The sequence below is a fragment of the Lysobacter auxotrophicus genome, from assembly GCF_027924565.1.
Classification (GTDB): Bacteria; Pseudomonadota; Gammaproteobacteria; order Xanthomonadales; family Xanthomonadaceae; genus Lysobacter_J; species Lysobacter_J auxotrophicus.
Genome location: NZ_AP027041.1, coordinates 1,262,937 through 1,286,080, shown reverse-complemented (window position 1 = coordinate 1,286,080; position 23,144 = coordinate 1,262,937). Strand labels below are relative to the sequence as shown.

Genomic DNA, 23,144 nt, shown 5'->3' with positions numbered 1-23,144 from the left:
ACGTTCCCTGCCCAGGTCCCGGCGTTCGCCGGGATGACGCTTCGGGTGGCGACGGGCGCGGTTCGCCCGCCCGAAAATTCAAGTCTTGTCCGCTCCGCCCGGGCTGCTAACCTGACGGCCGCATGCCTGCAGTCCCCTTCGTCCATCTCCATCTCCACAGCGAATACTCGCTCGCCGACTCGACGATCCGGATCGGCGAGCTGGTGAAGCGCTGCGTCGCGCTTTCGCAGCCCGCGGTCGCGCTGACCGATCTCGACAACCTCTTCGCCGCGGTCAAGTTCTACAAGGCCGCCGAAGGCGCCGGCATCAAGCCGATCATCGGCGCCGACGTCGGCCTGGCCGACGGCAACGAGACCGCCGCGCGCATGACCTTGCTGTGCCGCGATCGCGCCGGCTACCTCACGCTTTCGCGCCTGCTGACGCGCGCGTGGATGGAAGGCCATCGCACCGATGGCGTCGCGCTTCGCCCCGAATGGCTGCGCGAAGACAACGGCGGCCTGTTCGCGCTCGCCGGCCGGCACAGCCTCGCCGGTCGACTGGCCACGAGCAATCGCCACGAACTCGCCGAAGCCTGGCTGATGGACTGGCGCGGCGTCTTTGGCGAGCGACTGCACCTGGAACTCACCCGCACCGGCCGCGAAGGCGAGGACGCATTCAACGCGTTCGCGCTGCATGCATCGAGCAAGCGTTCGCTGCCGGTCATCGCCAGCAACGACGTGCGCTTCCTCGATGCCGAAGGGTTCGACGCGCACGAAGCGCGCGTGTGCATCGCCTCGGGCCGCGTGCTCGACGATCCCAAGCGGCCGAAGGACTACAGCCCCGAGCAGTTCCTGAAGTCCTCGCACGAGATGCAGGCGCTGTTCGCCGACGTGCCCGACGCGATCGACAACGCGTTCGCGCTCGCCACGCGCTGCAACGTCGAGATGAAGCTCGGCGAATACGCGCTGCCGGCCTTCCCGGTGCCCAGCGAGCACACGATCGAGAGCTGGCTGCGCGGCACCGCGCGCGAGGGCCTGGACAAGCGCCTGCAGAAGAATCCGCTCGCCCCGGGCAGGACGCGCGAGGATTACGACGCGCGCCTGGACATCGAGCTGGACGTCATCATCAAGATGGGGTTCCCCGGTTACTTCCTTATCGTGGCGGACTTCATCAACTGGGCGAAGGACCACGACATCCCGGTCGGTCCGGGCCGCGGTTCGGGTGCGGGCTCGCTGGTCGCGTGGGCGCTGGGCATCACCGACCTGGACCCGCTGCCGTACGACCTGCTGTTCGAGCGGTTCCTCAACCCCGAACGCGTGTCGATGCCCGACTTCGACATCGACTTCTGCATGGACCGTCGCGACGAGGTCATCGACTACGTCGCGCGCAAGTACGGGCGCGATCGCGTCTCGCAGATCATCACCTACGGCACCATGGCCGCGAAGGCCGTGGTGCGCGACACCGGCCGCGTGCTCGGCCATCCGTACGGCTTCGTCGACGGCATCGCGAAACTCATCCCGAACACGCTGGGCATTTCGCTCGACGATGCGATGGGCGAGTCGGAGGCGTCGAAGCAGGATCCGATGCTCGCCTCGGGCGATCTCATCCAGCGTTACCACGCCGAAGAAGACGTGCGCGACCTGCTGGACCTCGCGCGCAGCCTGGAAGACCTCACGCGAAACGCCGGCAAGCACGCCGGCGGCGTGGTGATCGCGCCGAGCCCGCTGTCCGATTTCTGCCCGCTGTTCGCCGAACACGACGGCGAAGGCCGCGGCCGCAACCCGGTGACGCAGTTCGACAAGGACGACGTCGAAGCAGTCGGCCTGGTGAAGTTCGACTTCCTCGGCCTGCGCACGCTGACGATCATCGACTGGGCGGTGAAGGCGATCAACAAGCGCCTGGCCGACGCCGCCGCGAAGGGCATCGACGCCGGCCCGGCGATGAACCACACGTTCAAGGACACGGCGACGCCGCAGTTCGACATCACCGCGCTGCCGCTCGACGACAAACTCAGTTACGAGCTGTTCGCGCGCGGCGACACGGTCGCGGTGTTCCAGTTCGAATCGCGCGGCATGCGCGAACTGCTCAAGCGCGCCAGGCCCGACACGTTCGAAGACATCATCGCGCTCGCCGCGTTGTTCCGGCCCGGCCCGCTGGGTTCGGGGATGGATCGCGAATGGGTCGATCGCAAGCACGGAAACACCGAGGTCACCTACCCGCACGAATCGCTGGAGCCGGTGCTGTCGCCGACCTACGGCGTCATCGTGTACCAGGAACAGGTGATGCAGATCGCGCAGGTGCTGGCGGGCTACACGCTCGGCGGCGCCGACATGCTCCGTCGCGCGATGGGCAAGAAGAAGCCCGAGGAAATGGCGAAGGAGCGCGCCAAGTTCGAAGCCGGCTGCAAGGAACGCGGCATCGATCCGAAGACCTCCTCGCCGATCTTCGACCTGATGGAGAAGTTCGCCGAGTACGGCTTCAACAAGTCGCACTCGGCGGCGTACGCGCTGGTCGCCTACCAGACCGCGTGGCTGAAGGTGCACTACCCGGCCGAGTTCATGGCCGCCGTGCTGTCGTCCGACATGGACAACACCGAGAAGGTCACCAGCTTCCTCGACGAATGCCGCGTGATGGGTCTCAACGTGCTGCCGCCCGACGTGGACGCGTCGGCGTACATGTTCGAGGCGAAGGACGCGAACACGATCCGCTACGGCCTGGGCGCGGTGAAGGGCGTCGGCCGCGGCGCGTGCGAGGCGATCGTCGAGGCGCGTCGCGCGGGCGAGTTCGCGGATCTGCTGGATTTCTGCAAGCGCGTGGACAGCGGCAAGCTCAATCGTCGCGCGCTCGAAGCGCTGACGCAGGCGGGCGCGCTCGACAAGCTCGGCAAGAATCGCGCGAGCCTCATGCTGCAGCTACCGGAAGTGCTGAAGGCCACCGACCAGCTGGCGAAGGAACGCGAAGCAGGACAGGTGTCGTTGTTTGGCGGCTTCGAGACCGCGGCGCCGGCGTTGCACCTGGACCTGCCCGAAACCGACGAGTGGCCGCTCACGCAGATCCTGCATGGCGAGCGCGAGACGCTCGGCCATTACCTCAGCGGCCATCCGTTCGATCCGTATCGCGACGAGGTACGCGGGCTGATCGGCAACGACCTCAGTGGCCTCGAAAAGATCTGGGAAAACCGCCCCGAACAACGCGGCGGCTGGCGCCAGGAAGTCGAGACCATCGTCGCCGGCCTCGTCGTCGGGCTGCGCAAGAAGGGCGACAGCCAGATGTTCGTGCAGATCGAGGACGGTCGCGGCCGCCTGGAATGCGCGTTCTTCAACGAAAGCTACAGCGAGTTCGCGCAGTTGCTGGTGCGCGACCGCCTGCTGGTGATCCAGGGCGGCCTGCGCGAGGACAGCTTCAGCGGCGGCTTCGCGTTGCGCGCGTCGCGCTGCTGGAGTTTCGAGCAGATCTGCGAGAAGCACGCGCAACGCCTGATGTTGCGACTGGACCTGCGCGAACCCGGCACGATGCAGCGCGTGGACGCGGTGCTGTCCTCGTTCCGCCCGGGCTCCACGCCGATCCGCATGGACCTGCTGGTGCGTCGTGGCGCCGCCGGTTCGCTGGATCTCAACGGCACGCAGTCCATTCGCGCCGATGCGGATCTCGCCTCGCGCCTGCGCGCGACGCCGGGCGTGCGTGCGGTGAAGCTGGCGCTGTCCAAGCCCTGGGCGAATTAAACCGTTTTAACCGGGAACGCGCGCTTTTCCCGTCATTCCGCGCAGGTGGGAATCCAGGACTTTCACGCTTTCTTGAAAGCATCGCAGCCATGGATCGCGATGTCCGCACGAACCGGGCGTATTTGGCTGCTCACCATGCTTCGTCTGCAAGGGTTGCGCGCGAAAGCGTGCAACGTCCCTGGATCCCCGCCTTCGCGGGGATGACGATCAAAAGCAACAGCTCTTGTAGCCCGGGTAAGCGAAGCGCACCCGGGGCCCGGACGCATCCAGCTTGCCTACGCTTACCCGCCTACAAACGCTGGAAGGGGTGCGCGAAAGCGTGAAACGTCCCTGGATCCCCGCCTTCGCGGGGATGACGATCAAAAGCAACAGCTGCACGCCTCAGCGCACAACCTCGACCTTCCAGTCACGCGCCCCGCCCTGCACGTCCAGCGTGACCGTCTTCGCCGACGCGTCATGCTTCCAGCCTGGGATCGCCTTCCCGTCCACGCGCACCGAAGACGGTCGCCGCGACACACCGAACAGCGTCACGCGCGTCGCGTTCCACCACGGCGCGTATCCGTCGTGCGCGACCTGCGCGCCCACCGACGCCGCCGATTCATCCACCGAACACGCATACGCCACGCGAAGGAAGCGCCCGTCGCGATATCCGAACGTCTCGCCATCGTCCTGATACAGCGCGCCGCGGCAATCCTGCGAACCGGCATCGGGCAGATACACCTGCAACTCCAGCGGCCCTTTCGGCGTTTCGCCCGTGTGCTGCACCAGCGCCTGCATCGGGACGATCGCACCCGCGCGCGCATACAGCGGCGTGGGCGATGGACGCGGATCGAGCTTGATGGGCTCCTTCGCCGCAACGAGCCGCTGCGACGTCCCGAACGCGTACCACGCACCGGGCGGCAACGACACCGGGTGCGCATCCAGCCGCTCGTCCACCACCGGCGCGACGAACAGATCGCCGCCGAACAGGAAGTCGCGATCGTTGCCGTAGAACGACTCCGCCTTCGGGTACGCGAGGAACACCGGCCGCATGATCGGCAGGCCGGTGCGCGCGTTCTCCTCCGCCGCGGTGTACAGATACGGCATCAGGCGGTAGCGAAGCTCGATCGCCTCGCGACGCAGCGCTTCATGCTTCGGGCCGTCCACCCAGGCTTCGTGCGGCCGCGTGTCGGTCGCGGCGTGGTTGCGGAACACCGGGTTGAACGCGCCCAGCTGGAACCAGCGCGTCAGCAGCTCCGGCGGCGGCGAGCCGATGAAGCCGCCAACGTCGTCGCCCGACATCGCCATGCCCGACAACCCCAGGCTGAGCAGGTTCGGCGTGCTCTGCGCGAGGTGGAACCAGCTGGCGGTGTTGTCGCCCGTCCACGTAGCCGCATAACGCTGCGCGCCCGCATACGCCGCGCGCGTCAGCACGAACGGCCGCTGCGTCGGCTGCAATTTCAGCAGGCCTTCGTACGTCGCGCGCGCATTGAGCATGCCGTACACGTTGTGGATCGCACGGTGGTCGCGCGTCGTGCCGTCGTCCATGCGATGCACGGCGTCCAGCGACATCGTGTTGCCCGGCACGTTGAACACCGACGGCTCGTTCATGTCGTTCCAGTAGCCCGCGGCGCCCATCGCGGCGAGATCGCGATACAGCCCGCCCCACCAGTCGCGCACGCGCGCCAGCGTGAAATCCGGGAACACCGAATCGCCCGGCCACACTTCGCCGATGTACAGCGAGCCATCGGGATTGCGGATGAAGGCATCGTTGCGCATGCCCGAATCGAACGCCGCGTAGCCGTTGTCCGGATCGTGCTTGATGTGCAGGTCGGTGATCAGCACCGTGCGCAAGCCGGCCTCGCGCAGGTCGGCGATCATCTTCTCGAAGGTCGGGAACTGCGCGCGATCGACGGTGAAAGGCGCATAGCCCTTCTGGTAATCGATATCGAGGTAGATCGCATCGGACGGAATGCGATGCTCGCGCAACGTCCGCGCGATCTCGCGCACCTTCGACTCGGGGTGGTACGTGTAGCGCGACTGCTGGAATCCCAGCGACCACAGCGGCGGCAATGGCGTCCGGCCGGTCAACGCGGTGTAGCGTTCGATCACCTGCGCCGGCTGCGGTCCGGCGATGAAGTAGTAATCGAGCGGTCCGTCTTCCGCGCCGAAGGACAGCGTGCCGTCCGATTCCTTGCCGAAGTCGAAGCTGCTGCGATGCGCGTTGTCGAAGAACACCCCGTACGCGGCGCCGCCACGCAGGCCGATGAAGAACGGGATCGATTTGTACAGCGGATCGGTCGTGCCCTGCCAACCGTACGACTCGCTGTTCCACATCGCGAACGCGCGACCGCGGCGGTCGAGCGGACCGGCCTTGTCGCCGAGGCCGTAGTAATGCTCGTCCGCCGGCATCGACTTCCACACGCGCACGCGCGTGCCGTGTTCGCCCGGCAGCCAGGCCATCGGCAGCGATGCGTCCTCGGCCAGCAGCGCGCGGCCATCGGCGTCGACGAAATCCACGCGCAGCGGCGCGCGGTGGACGATCGCCACCGTGTCGCCGGCCCGCACGCGAACGGCGTCGCGGGTTTCCTCGATCGTCACCGGCGCGGCCTGCGCGCCTTGCACCACGGCCCAGGAGGCGTCGCCGTCGAGGGTTCCCTCCGGCGCGAGGCGCACGCGGAACACGCCGTCGGCATGGACGCTCACCTGCAGCCGCGCCGGCCCGCTCTGCACGACCACCCCGTCGGGGCGACGCTCGATCCGGCCGGCATCGCCCAGATGACGCCAACCGCCGGCATGGGCCGATCCCGCCACCGCGAACACGAGCGCGACTGCCAGCGCCCAGGACATCGCCTTCATCCGTGTCTCCCCTCGAACCCGAGCCCGGATTCAAGCACGCGGGTCGGCGGTCGGCCCGATGAAGACGTTTTCAATGGCCGCAGCGGCGGCCGTACAGGATTCCCATACCGGCAACACACCTCTCGGTACGGTCACCCGCCCTCGGCTAGACTGTCCCACTTTCCGGCCACCGGCCCGAGCATGAATCCGAACTACCTCGACTTCGAGCAGCCCATCGCCGACCTGGAAGCCAAGATCCAGGAACTGCGCCACGCCAGCAACGGCCCGGCCGTGGACGTGGATGCCGAAGTGCACGCGCTGCAGGACAAGCTGCGCATCCGCACCGCCCAGATCTTCCGCGACCTGTCCCCGTGGCAGGTCTCGCAGCTGGCCCGCCACCCGGCGCGCCCGTACACCAACGACTACATCCGCGTGATGTGCGACGAGTTCCAGGAACTCGCCGGCGATCGCGCCTACTCCGACGATGCCGCCATCGTCGGCGGCCTGGGCCGCATCAACGGCCGCAGCGTGGTGATCATCGGCCACCAGAAGGGCCGCGATACCAAGAGCAAGATCAAGCGCAACTTCGGCATGCCGCGTCCGGAGGGCTACCGCAAGGCGCTGCGCCTGATGAAGCTGGCAGAGCGTTTCCGCCTGCCGCTGCTGACCTTCATCGACACGCCGGGCGCGTACCCCGGCGTGGGCGCGGAAGAGCGCGGCCAGTCCGAAGCCATCGCCCGCAACCTGCTGGAAATGAGCGAGCTGAAGATCCCGGTGATCTGCACGGTGATCGGCGAAGGCGGCTCCGGCGGCGCGCTCGCCATCGGCGTCGGCGATCGCACGCTGATGCTGGAATACAGCACCTACTCGGTGATCTCGCCCGAAGGCTGCGCGTCGATCCTGTGGAAGGACGCCGCGAAGGCGAAGGACGCAGCCGAACAGCTCGGCCTCACCGCCAAGCGCCTGCTCGGCCTGGGCCTGGTCGACAAGATCGTGCGCGAGCCCATCGGCGGCGCGCATCGCAACCCCAAGCAGATGGCCACGCGCCTGAAGGCCGTGCTGCTCAACGAACTGGATTCGCTGGAGTCGCTGCCGGTCGACGAGCTGCTCGAACGCCGCTACCAGCGTCTGCGCAGCTACGGGGCGTACGAGGCGGCGTAAGGCCGCTGCTGTTGTAGCCCGGGTAAGCGAAGCGCACCCGGGGTGAACGTAGTAGTCCCGGGTGCGCTTCGCTTACCCGGGCTACCAAATCGGTCTTCGAATCAACCTGCCGGCGCGCGCTCACCACGCCCGCAAATACTGCTCCGGCCCATGCAGCTCGCCGGACAGCTCCTTCGCCGCCCGCCGCGGGAAATACGGATCGCGCAGCAGCTCGCGCGCGATGAGCACGACATCCGAGTCGCCTTCCTCGACGATCGTCTCGGCGTGGTCGGACTTCGTGATCAACCCGACCGCGCCCGTCGCGATACCCGCCTCGCGCCGGATGCGCGACGCGAACGGCACCTGGTAGCCCGCGTGCAGCGGGATCTTCGCGCCGAGCGCCACGCCGCCGCTGGACACGTCGACCAGGTCGATGCCGCGCTGCTTCACGATGCGCGCCAGCTCGATGCTCTCCTCGATATCCCAGCCGCCTTCGAGCCAGTCCGTCGCCGACACGCGCAGCCACAGCGGCAGGCGCTCCGGCCAGACCTTGCGCACGGCGTCGATGACTTCCAGCAGCAGGCGCGTGCGGTTCTCGAACGAACCGCCGTACTCGTCGGTGCGATGGTTCGACAGCGGCGACAGGAACTGGTGCAGCAGATACCCGTGCGCGGCGTGGATCTCCGCGATCTGGAAACCCGCGGCCTGTGCACGCCACGCGGCGCAGGCGAAATCGTCGACGACGTTGCGCAGCTCGCTGGTCTCCAGCGCGCGCGGCACGGGCGAGGTTTCGCTGAAGGCGACCGCGCTCGGCGCGACCGGCGTCCAGCCGCCGTCGTCGGGCGTCACCGCGATGCCGCCCAGCCACGGCGGCGCGGTGCTCGCCTTGCGGCCCGCGTGCGCGAGCTGCACGCCCGGCACCGTGCCCTGGCTCCCGACGAAGCGCGTGATGCGCGACCACGCTTCGGCTTGGCGATCGTTCCACAGGCCGGTATCGGCCGGCGAAATGCGGCCTTCGGCGGAGACGGCGCTGGCCTCGGCGATGATCGCGCCGGCGCCGCCGACCGCGCGGCTGCCCAGGTGCACCAGGTGCCAGTCGTTGGGCACGCCGTCGACCGCGGAGTACTGGCACATCGGTGCCACCACGAGGCGGTTGCGCAGGGTGAGCGCGCGTTGTTCGAACGGGGTGAAAAGACGGGACACGACGGACTCCTGCGAAGCGGCAACGGGGGATGGAGGCATGGTGCGACCGCCGCGCCGGCGATGCAGCCCCATCGGTGGGTTGCTGCATTCCACGTCCATGGCACCATCGCGCGATGCCCGCCCCGCCCACCGCCGCCCTGCACGATCTCCCGCCGGCGCCGCTCTGCGTGGGTTTCAGCGGCGGCCTCGATTCGACCGTGCTGCTGCACGTGCTGGCGGCGGCGGGGTCGCCTCACGGGCTGCGCGCGATCCACGTCCACCACGGGCTCCACGCCGAGGCCGACCGTTGGGCCGCGCATTGCGAACGCGCCTGCGAAACGCTCGGCGTTGGGCTGACGGTCATCCGCGTGAACGTCGCGCCGACGGGCGAAGGTCCCGAAGCCGCTGCCCGCGCCGCACGCCACGCCGCGTTCGAATCCTCGCTTTCGTCCGGCGAAGTGCTCGCGCTCGCGCACCATCGCGACGACCAGGCCGAGACCTTCCTGCTGCGCGCGCTTCGCGCGTCGGGGCCGGAGGGTCTCTCGGCGATGCGACGCTGGCGATCGTTCGGACCGGGCCGCATCTGGCGGCCATTGCTCGACGTCGATCGCGACGCGCTGCTTGCCTACGCGCAGGCGCACGGGCTCGCGTGGATCGACGATCCCAGCAACGCCGACACGTCGTTCGACCGCAATTTCCTGCGCCAGCGCGTGATGCCGTTGCTGCGCGAGCGCTGGCCGCACGCGGCCGATGCGCTGTCGCGCTCGGCGGCGTTGTGCGCGCAAGCCGATGGGCTGCTCGACGACGAGGATGCGCGGGCATTCGCGCACGTCGGCACGGCCGATCCGCGCTGCCTCTCGCGCACGCGCCTGCTCGCGCTCCCGCAGGCGCGGCGCGCACGCGTGCTGCGGCGCTGGATCCAGACGCTCGCGTTGCCCGCGCTGCCCGCCAACGGCATCGAGCGCATCGAGCAGGAAATCCTGGTCGCGCGCGATGACGCGGATCCGACATTCCACTGGCGCGGTGCCACGGTGCGCGCCTGGCGCGACCTGCTTCACGCTGACGTGGCGCGCCCTTTGCTGCCGGACGACTGGAGCGTCGACTGGGACGGACGCACGCCGCTCGCGCTTCCCGGCGGCGACCGGTTGGCGCTCGAAGGCACGGCAGGCTTCGACGCCGCCGTGCGGGTGCACGCGCGGCAGGGCGGCGAACGCCTGACCCGCACGGGGCGTTCGCATTCGCACGCGCTCAAGCACGTCCTGCAGGAACTGGGCGTGACGCCGTGGGAGCGCGAGCGCCTCCCGCTGCTGAGCGACGGCGACGGCGAGCTGCTCGCGGCGGGCGATCTCATCCATTCGGCGCGCCTGGATGCGTGGCTTCGCGAACGCGGCGCACGGCTCACTTGGGATCGCGACGGCGCGGCCCACGCCGCAACCGCCGCGGCCGGCAATTGACCCTCGCCGGGGCCGGTCGCACACTTCCCGCATGCCACGCACCCCCGCCCAAGACGACACACCGTCCACCTCGCCCGTGAGCGATTTCGAGCAGTCGCTCGACGCGCTCGAGCAACTGGTCGAGAAGATGGAACACGGCGAAATGAGCCTGGAAGACTCGCTGGCCGCCTACGAGCGCGGCGTCGGCCTCTACCGCCGCTGCCAGAGCGCGCTGGAAGAAGCCGAGCTGCGCGTGCGCCTGCTGAGCGATCCGCAGAATCCCGCGACCGCAGAGCCCTTCTCCGCGCCGCCCGCGCAGGATGCCGGCTCGTCCAGCCGCGGCGATGTCTGATCTGGCGCGCTGGCGCGAACGCGCCGACGCCGCACTGCAAGGCGCCCTGCCCGACCCGCACTCGCCGCCGCAATGGCTGCACGCCGCGATGCGGCATGCGGTGCTGCTCGGCGGCAAGCGCATGCGTCCGCTGCTGGTGTACGCCGCCGGCTCGGCGTTCGGCGCCACGGTCGACACGCTCGATGCCCCGGCCGTCGCGGTCGAACTGATCCACGCGTATTCGCTCGTGCACGACGACCTGCCCGCGATGGACGACGACGCGCTGCGTCGCGGGCAGCCGACGGTGCACGTCGCGTTCGATGAAGCCACGGCCGTGCTCGCCGGCGACGCGCTGCAGTCGCTCGCGTTCGAGGTGCTGGCCGATGCGGATGTGGGCGCGGACACGCGCGTGGACCTGCTGCGCACGCTCGCCCGCGCGTCCGGCGCCGCCGGCATGTGCGGCGGCCAGGCGCTCGACCTGGCGGCCACCGGCAATGGCGGCTCGCTGTCGGTGCATGCGCTGGAAGAACTGCATTGCCTCAAGACGGGCGCGCTGATCCGTGCGGCGGTGCGCATGGGCGCGCTGTGCGGCGGTGCGTCGGCGGACGAGCTCGCATCGCTGGATCGTTACGCCTCGGCGCTCGGCCTCGCCTTCCAGGTGCGCGACGACATCCTCGACATCGAGGGCGACAGCGCCACGCTCGGCAAGACCGCCGGCAAGGACGTCGCGCAGGACAAGGCGACCTTCCCCGCCCTGATCGGCCTGGACGCCTCGCGCGCGCGCCTGGACGAGCTGCGTCGCGCGATGGACGACGCGCTCGCCTCCTTCGGCGAGCGGACCGCTGCGCTTGCGGCGCTGGGGCGACTGGCGATCGAACGGGATCGCTGAGCGGTTCCTCGCTGTCTTGGCTCCGGTAGCCCGGTAAGCGAAGCCCGCCCGGGACAGGTGTTGCCCGCGCCAGTGCCCCGGGTGCGCTTCGCTTACCCGGGCTACAAAAGCAGGTTCGCTGGCTCACAAACAAAAACGCCCGCCTCATGGAGGCGGGCGTTCTCGCACTCCCGATATTCGAAAGCGCGTTACTTCACCAGGCGCATCGTGAACGGGTAACGGTAGGTCACACCATCGTTCGCCTTGATCGCCGCGATGATCGTGAAGACCAGCCACGCGATGCCGATGACGAACCACGCCGGGATCGCGATCAGCAGGCCGATGCCGAGCGTCACGAACACCAGCACCCACAGCGCGAAGAACACGATCGCGACGGTGATGTTGAAGTTCAGCGCTTCCTTCGCCTGGTCGTCGACGAAGGGCATGGTGTCCTTCTTGACCAGCCAGATGATCAGCGGGCCGAGGAACGTGCCCCAGCCGCCGACGCCGGAGGTCAGCACCGCCCCGGCGATCGCCGACAGGTGCGCGAACATCGCCCACTGGCGCTGGTCCGACGACACGCCGCTGGGGTGTTCCGACGACGGGGGCGGCGGTGGCGCCGAGGTCTGGCTGGGGTCGATCGGGTTCTCGCTCATGGCCTGCTCCTGGCGGATTTCCTAAAGGGGAACTGAACCACTTTCCGACGCGGCGCCAGACAGGTCAAGAGACAGGTCAAGCGACGCGCGGGGAGCTACCGCCCATCACTCCGATTCGGACTCGCCCGCCACCGTCATGCGGCCGATCAGGATCGAACCGGTGCGCACGTGCGAGCGCGGATCCACGTCGGTGCCGACGGCTTCGATGGCCGCGAACATCGACTTGAGGTTGCCCGCGACGGTGATGCCGTCGACCGGGTACTGGATCTGCCCGTTCTCGACCCAGAAGCCGCCCGCACCGCGCGAATAATCGCCGGTGACGTTGTTCACGCCCTGCCCCATCAGCTCGGTGACGAGCAGGCCGCGGCCCATGCCGCGCAGCAGCGATTCCTGGTCGCCCGCGTTCGCGGCGACCTGCAGGTTGTGCACGCCGCCGGCGTTGGCCGTGGTCGACAGGCCGAGCTTGCGCGCCGAATAGCTGCCCAACACGTAACGCTGCAGCACGCCGCCGGTCACCAGCGGCGATTCACGCGTGGCCACGCCCTCGGCATCGAACGACGCGGAGCGGAAACCGCGCGGCAGGAACGGCAGTTCCTCGATGCCGAACCACTCCGGGAACAGCTGCTGCCCGGCGCTGTCGACAAGGAAACTCGCGCGGCGATAGAGCGCGCCCCCCGACACGGCGCCGAGCAGGTGGCCGATGAGCGAGCGCGCCATTTCGGCCGAATACAGCACGGGGTAATCGCCGGTGGGAATCTGCCGCGGCGCCAGGCGCGAAGCCGCGCGTTCGGCGGCCTTGCGGCCGATCGTCGTGGCCGATTCCAGGTCGTCCGCCGACAGCCCGATGCTGTACCAGCCGTCGCGCTGCATCGCGTCGCCGCGACCGGCGATCAGCGCGCAGCCGATGCTGTGCTGCGTGCTGCGCTCGCGCCCGATGAAGCCGTGCGAGTTCGCGTAGACGCTGATGCTTTCGCCCGTGCCGACCGAGGCGCCGTCGGAGTTCTCGATGCGGCGATCCGAATCGCGGCCGGCCTGCTCGCAGGCGAGCGCGAGGTCCAGCGCGCGGTCGGCGTCGATGATCCACGGGTGCCAGGAATCGAACTCGCGCAGGTCCGTCGCCATCAGGTTCGCTTCGGCCAGGCCGGCGGCGGCATCGTCCTCGGTGTGGCGCGCGATCGCGCAGGCCTGCTCGACGGTGGCGTCGAGGCTTTCCTCGCGCAGGTCGGCGGTGCTGGCGCTGCCCTTGCGCTGGCCGAAGTAGACCGTGACCGAGATGCCGCGATCGCGCGTGGATTCGACCGTCTCGACCTCGCCCATGCGGACGTTGACGTTGAGGCCCGATTCCTCCGAGCACGACACTTCCGCCTGCGTGGCGCCGCGCGCGCGGGCGCTCTCCAGCAGGCGCTGGGACAGCCCGGCGAGCGCGTCCAGGCGCGCGTGGCTGTCGCCAAGGGAAGCGGCGTAGGCGGGGAGGTTCTGGGGGACGATCTGGCTCAAGTGGTGGTCCTTTTCGAAAGCGATCCGGTACGGATTCGGGCGCCGGATGAACGCGGATTTCGCGCAATGTGTGCTTTATCCGTGGTCATCCGCGAAAATCCGCGTCCGACAGTTCTTTTGCAGCAGGTGCGCCATGCGCGGTAGAGACGAGGAAACCGGCGAATTCTTCAGCCCCAGTCGCAGCCAGAACCGGCGCGAGGCGCTGGAAGTGCTGGCGCTGGGCGAGAAGCTGGTCGCGCTGACCGAGGCGCAGCTGGCCAAGCTCCCGGTGCCCGAGTCGCTGCTGCCGCACATCCGCGAGTGCAAGCGCATCACCGCGCACATCGCGCACAAGCGCCAGCTGGCGTACCTGGCCAAGCAGATGCGTCGCGAGGACGACGAGGTGCTGGAGGCGATCCGCGACGCGCTCGACGAAGACGGCGAAGCGGCCCGTCGCGAAGTCGCGGCGATGCATCGCGTCGAGGCCTGGCGCGAGCGCCTGCTGGCCGACGGCGACGCCGCGCTGGCGCAGTTGCTCGACGAATACCCGGCCGCAGATCGCCAGCACCTTCGCGCCCTGGTGCGCAGCGCGCTGGACGAGCGCCGCAAGAACAAGCCGCCGCGTGCGTTTCGCGAGTTGTACCGGGCGCTGCGCGAGCTGATCGTCGGTGGCGCGTCGAACGAGGACGACGTCGAGGAATCGGACGAGTCGCTCGAGGACGACGAGCGCTGAAATGCGCAACGAATGACGCTCCCCTCTCCCGCTGGCGGGAGAGGGGTTGGGGGTGAGGGCAACCGCGCCGTCACTGTTCATTGCACTTGCAGCGTCGGCCCTCATCCGCCCTCCGGGCACCTTCTCCCGCGGACGGGAGAAGGGAAAAAGCAGGGGCTGTCGCCTGACGCCGGGTTCACGCCTGCGTACCGCCCACCGTCAGCTGGTCGATCAGCAGCGACGGCTGGCCGACGCCGACCGGCACGCTCTGGCCGTCCTTGCCACACACGCCGACGCCTTCGTCCAGCGCCAGATCGTGGCCGATCATCTTCACGCGCTGCATGGTTTCCGGGCCGTTGCCGATCAGCGTGGCGCCCTTCACCGGCGCGGTGATCTTGCCGTCCTCGATCAGGTACGCCTCGGTCGCGGAGAACACGTACTTGCCGTTGGTGATGTCCACCTGCCCGCCGCCGAAGTTGACCGCGTAGAGGCCCTTCTTCACCGAACGGATCATGTCCTGCGGATCGTCCTGGCCGGCGAGCATGTAGGTGTTGGTCATGCGCGGCATCGGCAGGTGCGCGAAGGATTCGCGACGGCCGTTGCCGGTCGGCGCCATGCCCATCAGGCGCGCGTTGAGCGTGTCCTGCATGTAGCCCACCAGCACGCCGTCCTCGATCAGCGTCGTGCAGTTGGTCGAGGTGCCTTCGTCGTCGACGTTGAGCGAACCGCGACGTCCCGGCAGCGTGCCGTCGTCGACGATGGTGACGCCCGGCGAGGCGACGCGCTGGCCCAGGCGGCCGGCGTAGGTTGAGGTGCCCTTCCGGTTGAAGTCGCCCTCCAGGCCGTGGCCGACGGCTTCGTGCAGCAGCACGCCGGTCCAGCCGTTGCCGAGCACCACCGGCATCACGCCGGCCGGCGCATCGACCGCTTCCAGGTTCACCAGCGCCACGCGCAATGCTTCGCGCGCGAGGGTTTCGGGCTTGTCGCCATCGAGCAGTTCGGCATAGCTGTAGCGACCGCCGCCACCGGCGTAGCCGCTTTCGCGACGGCCGTTGTGTTCGACGATGACCTGCACGTTGAGGCGGACCAGCGGACGCACGTCGGCGGCGAGCAGGCCGTCGCTGCGCGCGACGAGGATCGTGTCGACGCCGCCGGACAGCGACACCATCACCTGCTTCACGCGCGGATCGGCGGCGCGCAGCATGCGGTCGATGCGACGCAGCGCTTCGACTTTCGCCTCGTTCGCGTAACCGTCGATGGGATCCTCGGGCACGTACAGCTCGCGACCGCCGCCGCGCACCAGCGCATGCGGCGCCTGCACCGAGCCGTCGCGCGCGATGGCGCGCGCGGACTTCGCCGCAGTCAGCAGCGCCTGCGTGTTGATTTCGTCCGAGTACGAAAAGCCGGTCTTCTCGCCGCTGATCGCGCGCACGCCGACGCCCTGCTCGATCGAGTGCGCGCCGTCCTTGACGATGCCGTCTTCGACCGTCCAGCTCTCGCGACGCGCGTGCTGGAAATACAGATCGCCGAAATCCACGCCGGGGCCCAGCAGCGTGCCGAAAGTGCGTTCGAGGCCGACCGCATCGAGGCCGGCGGGCAGCAGCAGGCGGTTTTCGGCGATCTGGATGGGAAGGGTCATGCGGGTTCTCGGGAAGCGGGACGAGGGCCCACCGCGTCGCACGGATGCGCGTTTTCAGCCGGGATGGCCCCGGACGGCGGCGGGCGGGTGGTCAGGAAGGAGATGGTGGCACAAGGAGCCAACGCAACGGGTTTCGCGGCGCGGCCGGGCTGCGATTCAGGCCGGGCCGCGGCCTCTCGCGTGGTTCAGCTCTCCGGCGGCGGCTCTTCGGCCTTCGCCTGCCCGGACTGCCCGCTGACCACTTCGACCTTCGGCTCCTTCCACGGGCCGGTGACGCGGTACGTGCGCGAGGCCATCTCGCCGATGGGCTTCTGCAGCACCGCGTTCGCGGCCGCGCCGATCGCCGCACCCACCGGGCCCGCGGCCAGCGCGCCGGCGACGGTCAGCAGGTTCGCGGCCTTGGGGCGCACTTCGATGGTCTGGTCGAAGGTCTGCGCGCGCAGGTTCGCCTCGCCTCGGATGCCGATGGACGCCGCGGGGCCGTCGATGGAGAGCTGGTCGCTGCGCGCCATGCCGCCGGCGAAATTCACCTTGCCGCCGGCGCGGTTGAACGCGAAGCCCTTATTGAAGAAGTCGCGGAAATCCAGCATGAGCCGGCGCGGAAGCTGCGCGAGGCTCAGCAGCCCGAGCACGCGGCCTGCGCCGGGTTCGACTTCCAGCAGGCGGCCGTCGCGGATGTCGGCTTCCAGGCTGCCGTCGAGCGAGGCGACGTTGAACGCCGCCGGGCTGCCCGCCCAGCCGGCATCGAAGTGCATCGTCCCGACGCCGCCGCCCAGTTGCTGGCCCATGCCGAAACCGGCGAGCAGGCTGCCCAGGTCCTGGCTGTCGATCTTCACGTCGAGCTGCGTGCGCGCGGTGGAACCCATGCCGCTCCAGTCGCCGCTCGCATCGATGCGCTGCTTCTGCGCGCGCATCTGCACCTGTTCGATGCGCATGCCGGTCGCGGTCGGCACCGTGCGCAGTTTCGCTTCGCCCAGTCGCGCGTCGGACACGCGCAGGTCGGCGATGTCGATGGTCAACGCCGGGATCTTCGCCGGATTGAAGTCGCCGTCGGCCGGGGGCGCGGACGCGGGCGGCGCCGGCATGCCGGCCGGCGGCGACGGGCGCTTGGGCGCGTGCCAGAACATGCGGTCGAACCGACCGGCGATCGTCGCGCCATCGCCGGCGGGAATCAGCACCGCGCCTTCCAGCGCCGCCCCTTCGGCCTGCACTGCGGTCGCACCGTTCGCGGCGGGCACGACGACCAGATGCGTATCGGGAAACACGCCGCCCAGCAGGTTCAACTTCTGCGCGGTGACGTCGATGCGTTGCAGCGCCAGGCCTTCGCCGCCGCTGCCGCCTTCCAGCAGCGCGATCCAGTCGATCGCATCGAGCATCGCGGCGCGTCCCGTCGCGACCAGTCCGCGTACCGGCGGCACGTCGTCGACGCGGTTCGTGCCGAGCGCGAGGCGCACGCCGGTCTGGCTCTTGCCGGTCGCGTCCGTCGTGCTGCGCGCGCGCACCGCGATGACGTTGCCGAGGTTCACGCGGATGTCGCCGCTGCCCATCGGCAACGGGGTTTCGACCGACGTGGCGAGCGACTCGCCCGCGGCCTTCTTCAACGGCTCGGGCAACGTGAGCGCGGTGCCGACGAGGTTGGTCTGCAACTGCAGCAACGTCGGCGCGGTCTTGCCCGGCGCTGCCTTCGGAATCGCGATGCCGACCGTCCACGCCGAACGGCCGTCGACGTGCGGTTTCAGCCACGCCATTTCCGGTGCGCGATCGAGCAGTTCCTTCGCCGACATCTGCGCGTCGAGGCCGGCCTCGAACACGTTGGTCCTGTCGCGGACGAAGTCGTTGCCCGCGCGCAGCGACAGCGCGCCGGGCTGGCCTTCGTGCAGCACCTTCAGCCCTTCGGCGCGGAAGCCGCCGCGCGCGTATTCGGCCTTGCCGCTGACCTGTTCGAACGCGAGCTTCCAGCGCGGGTCGGCAAGCTTCGCCTTCTCCAGCTGCACGGTGCCCTTGATCGCCGTCTGCTGGTTCGGACGCAGCGGCATGTCCATGTCGAAACCGACCTTTGCCGGGCCGCTCGCGACCACGTTCTTCAGCGTGTCGGCGTTGTCCTTCTGCAACGGACTGTGGCGCAGCAACTCGAGCAGCTGCGCGGCATCCGCGCTGCCCTGCGCCTGCACCGTGAGGTCGCCGTCCTTGTAGTGGTCGATGCCGGCGCGGATCTGCGGGATCGCGACGCCGCCGAGCCGCCCCTGCCCGTGCACGGTGAACCCATCGGCGATGAAGGCGACGTCCGCGTCGAGGCCTTCCACCGCCGGCCAGTCGGGCTGGAACTTCACCACGGCCTGGTCGAGTTTCGCGGTCGCTTCGAACAGGCCGTTGCGATCGCGGAACGGCCAGTCGTCCAGATCGCCCGACACCACCGCATGGCCGTCGTGCAGGCGTCCGCCGACCAGCGCGGAGTCGAGCCACGCGACGACCTTGGGCGCCATCAGGTGACGGACCCAGAAACCTTTCGCGACCGGCACCTGCGCTTCGTCGATGTCGGCGGCGATGTCGATGCGCGGACGCGAGCCGTCGCCCTGCCACCACATGCCGCCGCGCGCCCGCACGCCGAATCCCTGTCCCTTCACCCACAGGTCCGGCGTGCCGATGCGCCAGCCCGCGCCTTCGCGCCAGCCGCCGACGGAACCCTGCAGCGACACCGTGTGTGCGACGCCGAAACCACGCGGCCAGTCGAAGCGCATCTGCGAGGCGGGATCGAACTGCAGCGAGAAGCCGTCCGCATCGCCGAGGAACTGTCCTGCAAGTCCGCTCAGGCCCGGCGCATTGCCGACGGCATCGAAACCGAACGCGGCAACGTGCGCCTGCGCGCGCAGCGCGCCGCCGCGCACGCCGGTGACCTCCACGTCCTGCAACGACGCGCGCGGGCGCGTGTTGTGCAGCCACGTGCGCAGGCCGGGATCGAGGCGGTCGCTGAGCGAGGCGGCGGTAAGCAGCGGGCCGGCGTCGATGCGGTTGGCGAGCAGCGCGTAGCGCGTGCCGCCGGCGACGACGAGACCGTCGAGCGTCTGCGCGTCCTTGCCGGTGTCGATGCGCAGTGTCCTGGCGTCCACGCGCCAGCCGCCGTCGATCGTGCGCCAGCGCGCCAGCGCCGCCACGCGCGCGAACTGCACGCGCGGCACCGCACCGCCGGCGAGCGGCGCGCCGCGCAGGCCGACGCGATCGAGCGCGACGTCCGCCGTCACCTGCGTGATGCGGTGGTCGCGCAGTTCGGCCCAGGCTTCGGCGCGACCCTGGCCGGATTCGCTGCCGACGCCGGCGACCTGCAGCAGCGGCGCCCATGCGGCCAGATCGGCGCGGCGCGCGCCCATGTACGCGCGGCCATCGCCCTTGACGCGATCGAAGTCGAGCACCGTGTCGAGCGGCGAGGACGCGGCGCCGGCGACGTTCACGCTCGGCCATGCGCGAACACCGGCGCGAACGCGCGGACCGTCCACGCGCAGGCGCAGGTTGATGCGCGGCACGTGCGCATCGATGCCGAGCTTCGGCGCGATGACGGTGATCTTTCCGTCGATCACCTGCAGCTCGCCGAGCCCTTCCAGTGCGGCGAAGGGATCGCTGCGCTGCGACTGGTCCTGCCCGGGCAGGCCACGCACCTGCCAGCGTCCGTCGTCGCCGCGCTCGAGCGTGAGGTCGAGCCCGCGCAGGCGCAGTTCGGAGAACGCGTGACCGGGCAGCAGGCCGGCGTAGATCGACACGAGCATTTCCGCGTCGCCGACCGTGAAGGCCTGTTCGCCCGCGCCGATGCGCAGGTTGTCCAGGCGCAGCAGCGGGCCGCGGCGCGTCCAGTCCGTTTCCACCCGATCGAAGTTGACCGGGCGCCCGGCGCGTTCGCTCAGCCAGGCGGCCACGCGCTGCGGATTGCTCTCGGCCAGCGGCAGCACCTGGCTGGCCACGGCCAGCACCAGGGCGATCAGAACCAGCGAAAGCGCGACGAGGTAGCCCAGTCCGCGACGGGCGATGCGCATGCGGCGGCGCAACGGGGTGGGCATGACGTCAGCTACGGTCCAGATGGCGCGATGAACGGAAAAGGGAAAACGGTTCAGCCGCGCGATCCGGCGGGGCGGACGCGCCAGGGCGGGCGGGCACACGGCGGACGCCATTGTCCGACCGGTTCCGCCAACGCAGCGTTACTGACCTTTTCCCCGCCCCTGCCCCGCCGTGAAACTCACAGCAGGACGACATCGAACTGCTCCTGCGCGTACTGGTCGTCCGCCTGGAAGCGGATCGACTTGCCCAGGAATTCCTCCAGTTCCGCCACCGCCGCCGATTCCTCGTCGGTGATGCGGGCCACGACCTTCGACGAGGCGATCACCATCAGCCGCGGCGCATCGAACTGGCGCACCTGGCGGACGATGTCGCGGAAGATCTCGTAAGTCACCGTCTCGGGCGTCTTCAGCGTGCCGCGGCCGCCGCATTCATGGCACGGCTCGCACAGCTGGCGCTCCAGGCTTTCGGTGGTGCGCTTGCGCGTCATTTCGACCAGGCCCAGCGGCGAGAACTCGTACACCGTGGTCTTGGCGTGGTCGCGCGCGAGGGACTTCTCCAGCTGACGCAGCACCTGCCGCTTGTGCTCGGCGTCGGTCATGTCGATGAAGTCGATGATGATGATGCCGCCCAGGTTGCGCAGGCGCAGCTGGCGCGCCACCGACTGCGCGGCCTCGAGGTTGGTGCGGTACACCGTTTCCTCGAGGTTGCGCTGGCCGAGGAACGAGCCGGTGTTGATGTCCACCGTCGTCATCGCCTCGGTCTGGTCGATGACCAGGTAGCCGCCGGACTTCAACGGCACTTCCTTGTCCAGCGCACGCTGGATCTCGTCCTCGACGCCGTACAGGTCGAAGATCGGCCGCGCGCCGGTGTAGTGCTCGATCTTCTCGTCGAGCCCGGGCATGTACTGCGCCGCGAACACGCGCAGGCGCTCGCACGTTTCGCGCGAATCCACGCGCACCTTTTCCACGTCCTTGCGCATGAGATCGCGCACGGCGCGCAGCGGGAGGTTGAGGTCCTCGTACACGCGCTCGCCGACGCGTGCGCTGCGGGCGCGTTCCTCGATCAGGCCCCACACGCGGCCCAGGTACGCGACGTCCTCGGCGAGCTGTTCCTCCGGCTGGCCTTCGGCGTTGGTGCGCACGATGTACCCGTGCGTTTCGCCGGACGGCGACAGCGAGGTGATGTGCGCCTTCAGGCGCGCACGTTCGGCTTCGTCCTCGATGCGCGCCGACACGCCGACCACGCGCGTGCGCGGCAGCAGCACGAGGTAACGCGAGGGGATGCTCAGCTGCGTGGTCAGGCGCGCGCCCTTGCTGCCGATGGGATCCTTCACCACCTGCACCACGATCTCCTGGCCTTCGCGCAGCAACTCGGCGATGGGGCGCGTTGGCGTCGGCGGCAGCGGCGCGTCCTCGCCTTCGCTCTCGCCCTCGGCGACCGGGGTGGGCTTCACGATGTCGGCCGCGTGCAGGAACGCCGCGCGCTCCAGCCCGATGTCGACGAATGCCGCCTGCATGCCGGGCATGACGCGCTGCACCTTGCCCTTGTAGATGTTGCCCACCACGCCGCGACGCCAGCCGCGTTCGATGTGCAGCTCCTGCAGCATGCCGTTTTCGACGACGGCGACGCGCGTCTCGCGCGGGGTGACGTTGACGAGGATTTCTTCGCTCACTTCAGGACCCCGAACTCGCGCAGCAGCGTGGCCGTCTCGTACAGCGGCAGCCCCATCACACCGGAATAGCTGCCGGACAGTCGGGTCGTGAAGGCCTCCGCGAGGCCCTGGATGGCGTAGGCACCGGCCCGGCCGTGGGGCTCGCCACTGGCGACGTAGGCGTCGATCTGCGCCGGGGTCAGTTCGGTGAAGGTGACCTCCGAACGCGACACCGCCTGCAGCTCGCGCGAGGCCGACACGACGTACACCGCCGAGATGACCTGGTGCGTGCGGCCGGACAGTCGACGCAGCATCGACGCGGCGTCTGCATCATCGGCGGGCTTTCCGAACACCTCGCCGTCGAGGACGACCTCGGTGTCGGAGCCGAGCACGAGGGCCGACGGGTTGCCGACGACATGAAGCAGGCCAGCGCCGGCCTTCTCCCGCGCGACGCGGCGCACGTAGTCTTCGGCGGCCTCGTCGGGCAGCGGATGTTCGGGGATGTCGATGTCGAGCAGACCGAATTCGGCACCGGGCTGGCCCGCGAGGAGCCGGCCCAGCAATTCGCGACGACGCGGGGATTTGGAGGCGAGATACAGCATGGCGGGAAGCATAACCCGCGCTGACTGGGGCACAGAGTCGGGGCATCATCGGCAACCCTGACCGGGCTCACGGATCGTTCACCGGATCACCAAGAACCTGAGGGTCGTCGCAGACGGCCCTTCCAACCCAAGGAGTTGTCATGCCCCAGCTGTCGCCCCGTTCCACGCTGCGCCCGCTCGTCCTTGCTGCCGCCCTCGCCCTCGGAGCCGTCCCCGCCGTGAGCCCCGCCCAGACCACGCCGTACGTCGCCACCGAAGGCACGCTGCTCAACGTGTCGGCACAGGCCGAAGCCCGCCGCGCGCCGGACATCGCGACGCTGTCCACCGGCGTGGTCACGCAGGCCGCCGACGCCAATGCCGCCATGCGCGCCAACGCCGAGCAGATGGCGAAGGTCGTCGCCGCGATCAAGGCTGCCGGCATCGCCGATCGCGACGTGCAGACCAGCGGCGTGAACCTCAACCCGCAGTACCAGTACGGCGAGAACCAGCCGCCGAAGATCACCGGCTACCAAGCGATCAACAACGTCAACGTCACCGTTCGCGACATCGCCAAGCTCGGGAAGATCATGGATGCGCTGGTCGCCACCGGCGCCAACCAGATCAACGGCCCGACCTTCGACCTGGACGACGCCAAGAAGGAAGCGGCCTACGACGAGGCGCGCCGCGCCGCGGTCGAGAAGGCGCAGGCGCGCGCCGAGATGTATGCCAAGACGCTGGGCAAGAAGGTGCGCCGCATCGTCAGCATCAGCGAGGGCGGCAGCTTCGCTCCGCCGCGCCCGATGCCGATGATGGCGATGAAGGCGATGGATCGCGCCGAATCCACCTCGATCTCACCGGGCGAAAACGTCCTGTCGGTCAATCTGGACGTCGTGTTCGAACTCGGAAACTGACC

At 69.2% G+C, this 23,144-nt stretch carries 15 protein-coding genes; 7 read left to right on the top strand and 8 right to left on the bottom strand.

Features of this window, described 5'->3' with window-relative positions; genetic code table 11:
* Positions 1-122 precede the first annotated feature (122 nt).
* Positions 123-3,701, top strand: a complete 3,579-nt coding sequence (dnaE, locus tag LA521A_RS05810) for a DNA polymerase III subunit alpha (protein WP_281781383.1) — start codon at positions 123-125, stop codon at positions 3,699-3,701.
* 381 nt (positions 3,702-4,082) lie between these two features.
* On the opposite strand, the gene LA521A_RS05805 is transcribed toward dnaE, so the two are convergent.
* Positions 4,083-6,530 (bottom strand): glycoside hydrolase family 31 protein, encoded by a 2,448-nt coding sequence (locus LA521A_RS05805; protein ID WP_281781382.1) that lies wholly within the window; start codon positions 6,528-6,530, stop codon positions 4,083-4,085.
* A gap of 189 nt (positions 6,531-6,719) precedes the next feature.
* Here LA521A_RS05805 and LA521A_RS05800 point away from each other — a divergent pair, with 189 nt between their 5' ends.
* Positions 6,720-7,679: an acetyl-CoA carboxylase carboxyltransferase subunit alpha gene (locus tag LA521A_RS05800; RefSeq protein ID WP_281781381.1), complete on the top strand. Its 960-nt coding sequence runs from the start codon at positions 6,720-6,722 to the stop codon at positions 7,677-7,679.
* A gap of 120 nt (positions 7,680-7,799) precedes the next feature.
* Here the strand turns inward: LA521A_RS05800 and LA521A_RS05795 are convergent, their stop codons facing one another.
* A complete protein-coding gene (locus LA521A_RS05795) occupies positions 7,800-8,861 on the bottom strand; it encodes an NADH:flavin oxidoreductase/NADH oxidase (protein WP_281781380.1) in 1,062 nt (353 codons plus the stop codon).
* A 113-nt stretch (positions 8,862-8,974) separates the two neighbouring features.
* On the opposite strand from LA521A_RS05795, the gene tilS reads away from it, so the two are divergent.
* The 3 genes from tilS to LA521A_RS05780 are packed head-to-tail and all read left to right on the top strand — an operon-like array spanning position 8,975 to position 11,493.
* Positions 8,975-10,294 carry a tRNA lysidine(34) synthetase TilS gene (tilS, locus tag LA521A_RS05790; RefSeq protein WP_281781379.1) on the top strand — a complete coding sequence of 440 codons (1,320 nt, stop codon included), beginning with the start codon at positions 8,975-8,977 and terminating at the stop codon, positions 10,292-10,294.
* A 31-nt stretch (positions 10,295-10,325) separates the two neighbouring features.
* Positions 10,326-10,625 carry an exodeoxyribonuclease VII small subunit gene (locus LA521A_RS05785; RefSeq protein ID WP_281781378.1) on the top strand — a complete coding sequence of 100 codons (300 nt, stop codon included), beginning with the start codon at positions 10,326-10,328 and terminating at the stop codon, positions 10,623-10,625.
* On the top strand, positions 10,618-11,493 hold the full coding sequence (locus LA521A_RS05780) for a polyprenyl synthetase family protein (protein ID WP_281781377.1): 876 nt from the start codon (positions 10,618-10,620) through the stop codon (positions 11,491-11,493). Before LA521A_RS05785 ends, LA521A_RS05780 begins: the two co-directional genes overlap by 8 nt.
* A gap of 188 nt (positions 11,494-11,681) precedes the next feature.
* Here LA521A_RS05780 and LA521A_RS05775 read toward each other — a convergent pair whose 3' ends face one another.
* Both LA521A_RS05775 and pmbA read right to left on the bottom strand, forming a co-directional pair.
* A complete protein-coding gene (locus LA521A_RS05775; protein WP_281781376.1) occupies positions 11,682-12,128 on the bottom strand; it encodes a DUF4870 domain-containing protein in 447 nt (148 codons plus the stop codon).
* Positions 12,129-12,233: 105 nt separating this feature from the next.
* Positions 12,234-13,616, bottom strand: coding sequence for a metalloprotease PmbA (gene pmbA, locus LA521A_RS05770; RefSeq protein WP_281782024.1), 1,383 nt, complete (start codon positions 13,614-13,616; stop codon positions 12,234-12,236).
* A 142-nt stretch (positions 13,617-13,758) separates the two neighbouring features.
* Here pmbA and yjgA point away from each other — a divergent pair, with 142 nt between their 5' ends.
* Positions 13,759-14,337: a ribosome biogenesis factor YjgA gene (gene yjgA / locus LA521A_RS05765; protein ID WP_281781375.1), complete on the top strand. Its 579-nt coding sequence runs from the start codon at positions 13,759-13,761 to the stop codon at positions 14,335-14,337.
* Positions 14,338-14,512: 175 nt separating this feature from the next.
* Here yjgA and tldD read toward each other — a convergent pair whose 3' ends face one another.
* The 4 genes from tldD to LA521A_RS05745 form a co-directional block, all read right to left on the bottom strand.
* On the bottom strand, positions 14,513-15,955 hold the full coding sequence (gene tldD / locus LA521A_RS05760) for a metalloprotease TldD (protein WP_281781374.1): 1,443 nt from the start codon (positions 15,953-15,955) through the stop codon (positions 14,513-14,515).
* Between the two features lie 185 nt (positions 15,956-16,140).
* Complete coding sequence (locus LA521A_RS05755; protein WP_281781373.1) at positions 16,141-20,001, bottom strand: YhdP family protein; 3,861 nt, start codon at positions 19,999-20,001, stop codon at positions 16,141-16,143.
* A gap of 176 nt (positions 20,002-20,177) precedes the next feature.
* Positions 20,178-21,671: a ribonuclease G gene (rng, locus tag LA521A_RS05750; RefSeq protein ID WP_281781372.1), complete on the bottom strand. Its 1,494-nt coding sequence runs from the start codon at positions 21,669-21,671 to the stop codon at positions 20,178-20,180.
* Complete coding sequence (locus LA521A_RS05745) at positions 21,668-22,252, bottom strand: Maf family protein (RefSeq protein ID WP_281781371.1); 585 nt, start codon at positions 22,250-22,252, stop codon at positions 21,668-21,670. The genes rng and LA521A_RS05745 overlap by 4 nt, the downstream gene beginning before the upstream one ends.
* A 140-nt stretch (positions 22,253-22,392) precedes the next feature.
* On the opposite strand from LA521A_RS05745, the gene LA521A_RS05740 reads away from it, so the two are divergent.
* Positions 22,393-23,142, top strand: coding sequence for an SIMPL domain-containing protein (locus tag LA521A_RS05740; protein ID WP_281781370.1), 750 nt, complete (start codon positions 22,393-22,395; stop codon positions 23,140-23,142).
* Positions 23,143-23,144: the final 2 nt, after the last annotated feature.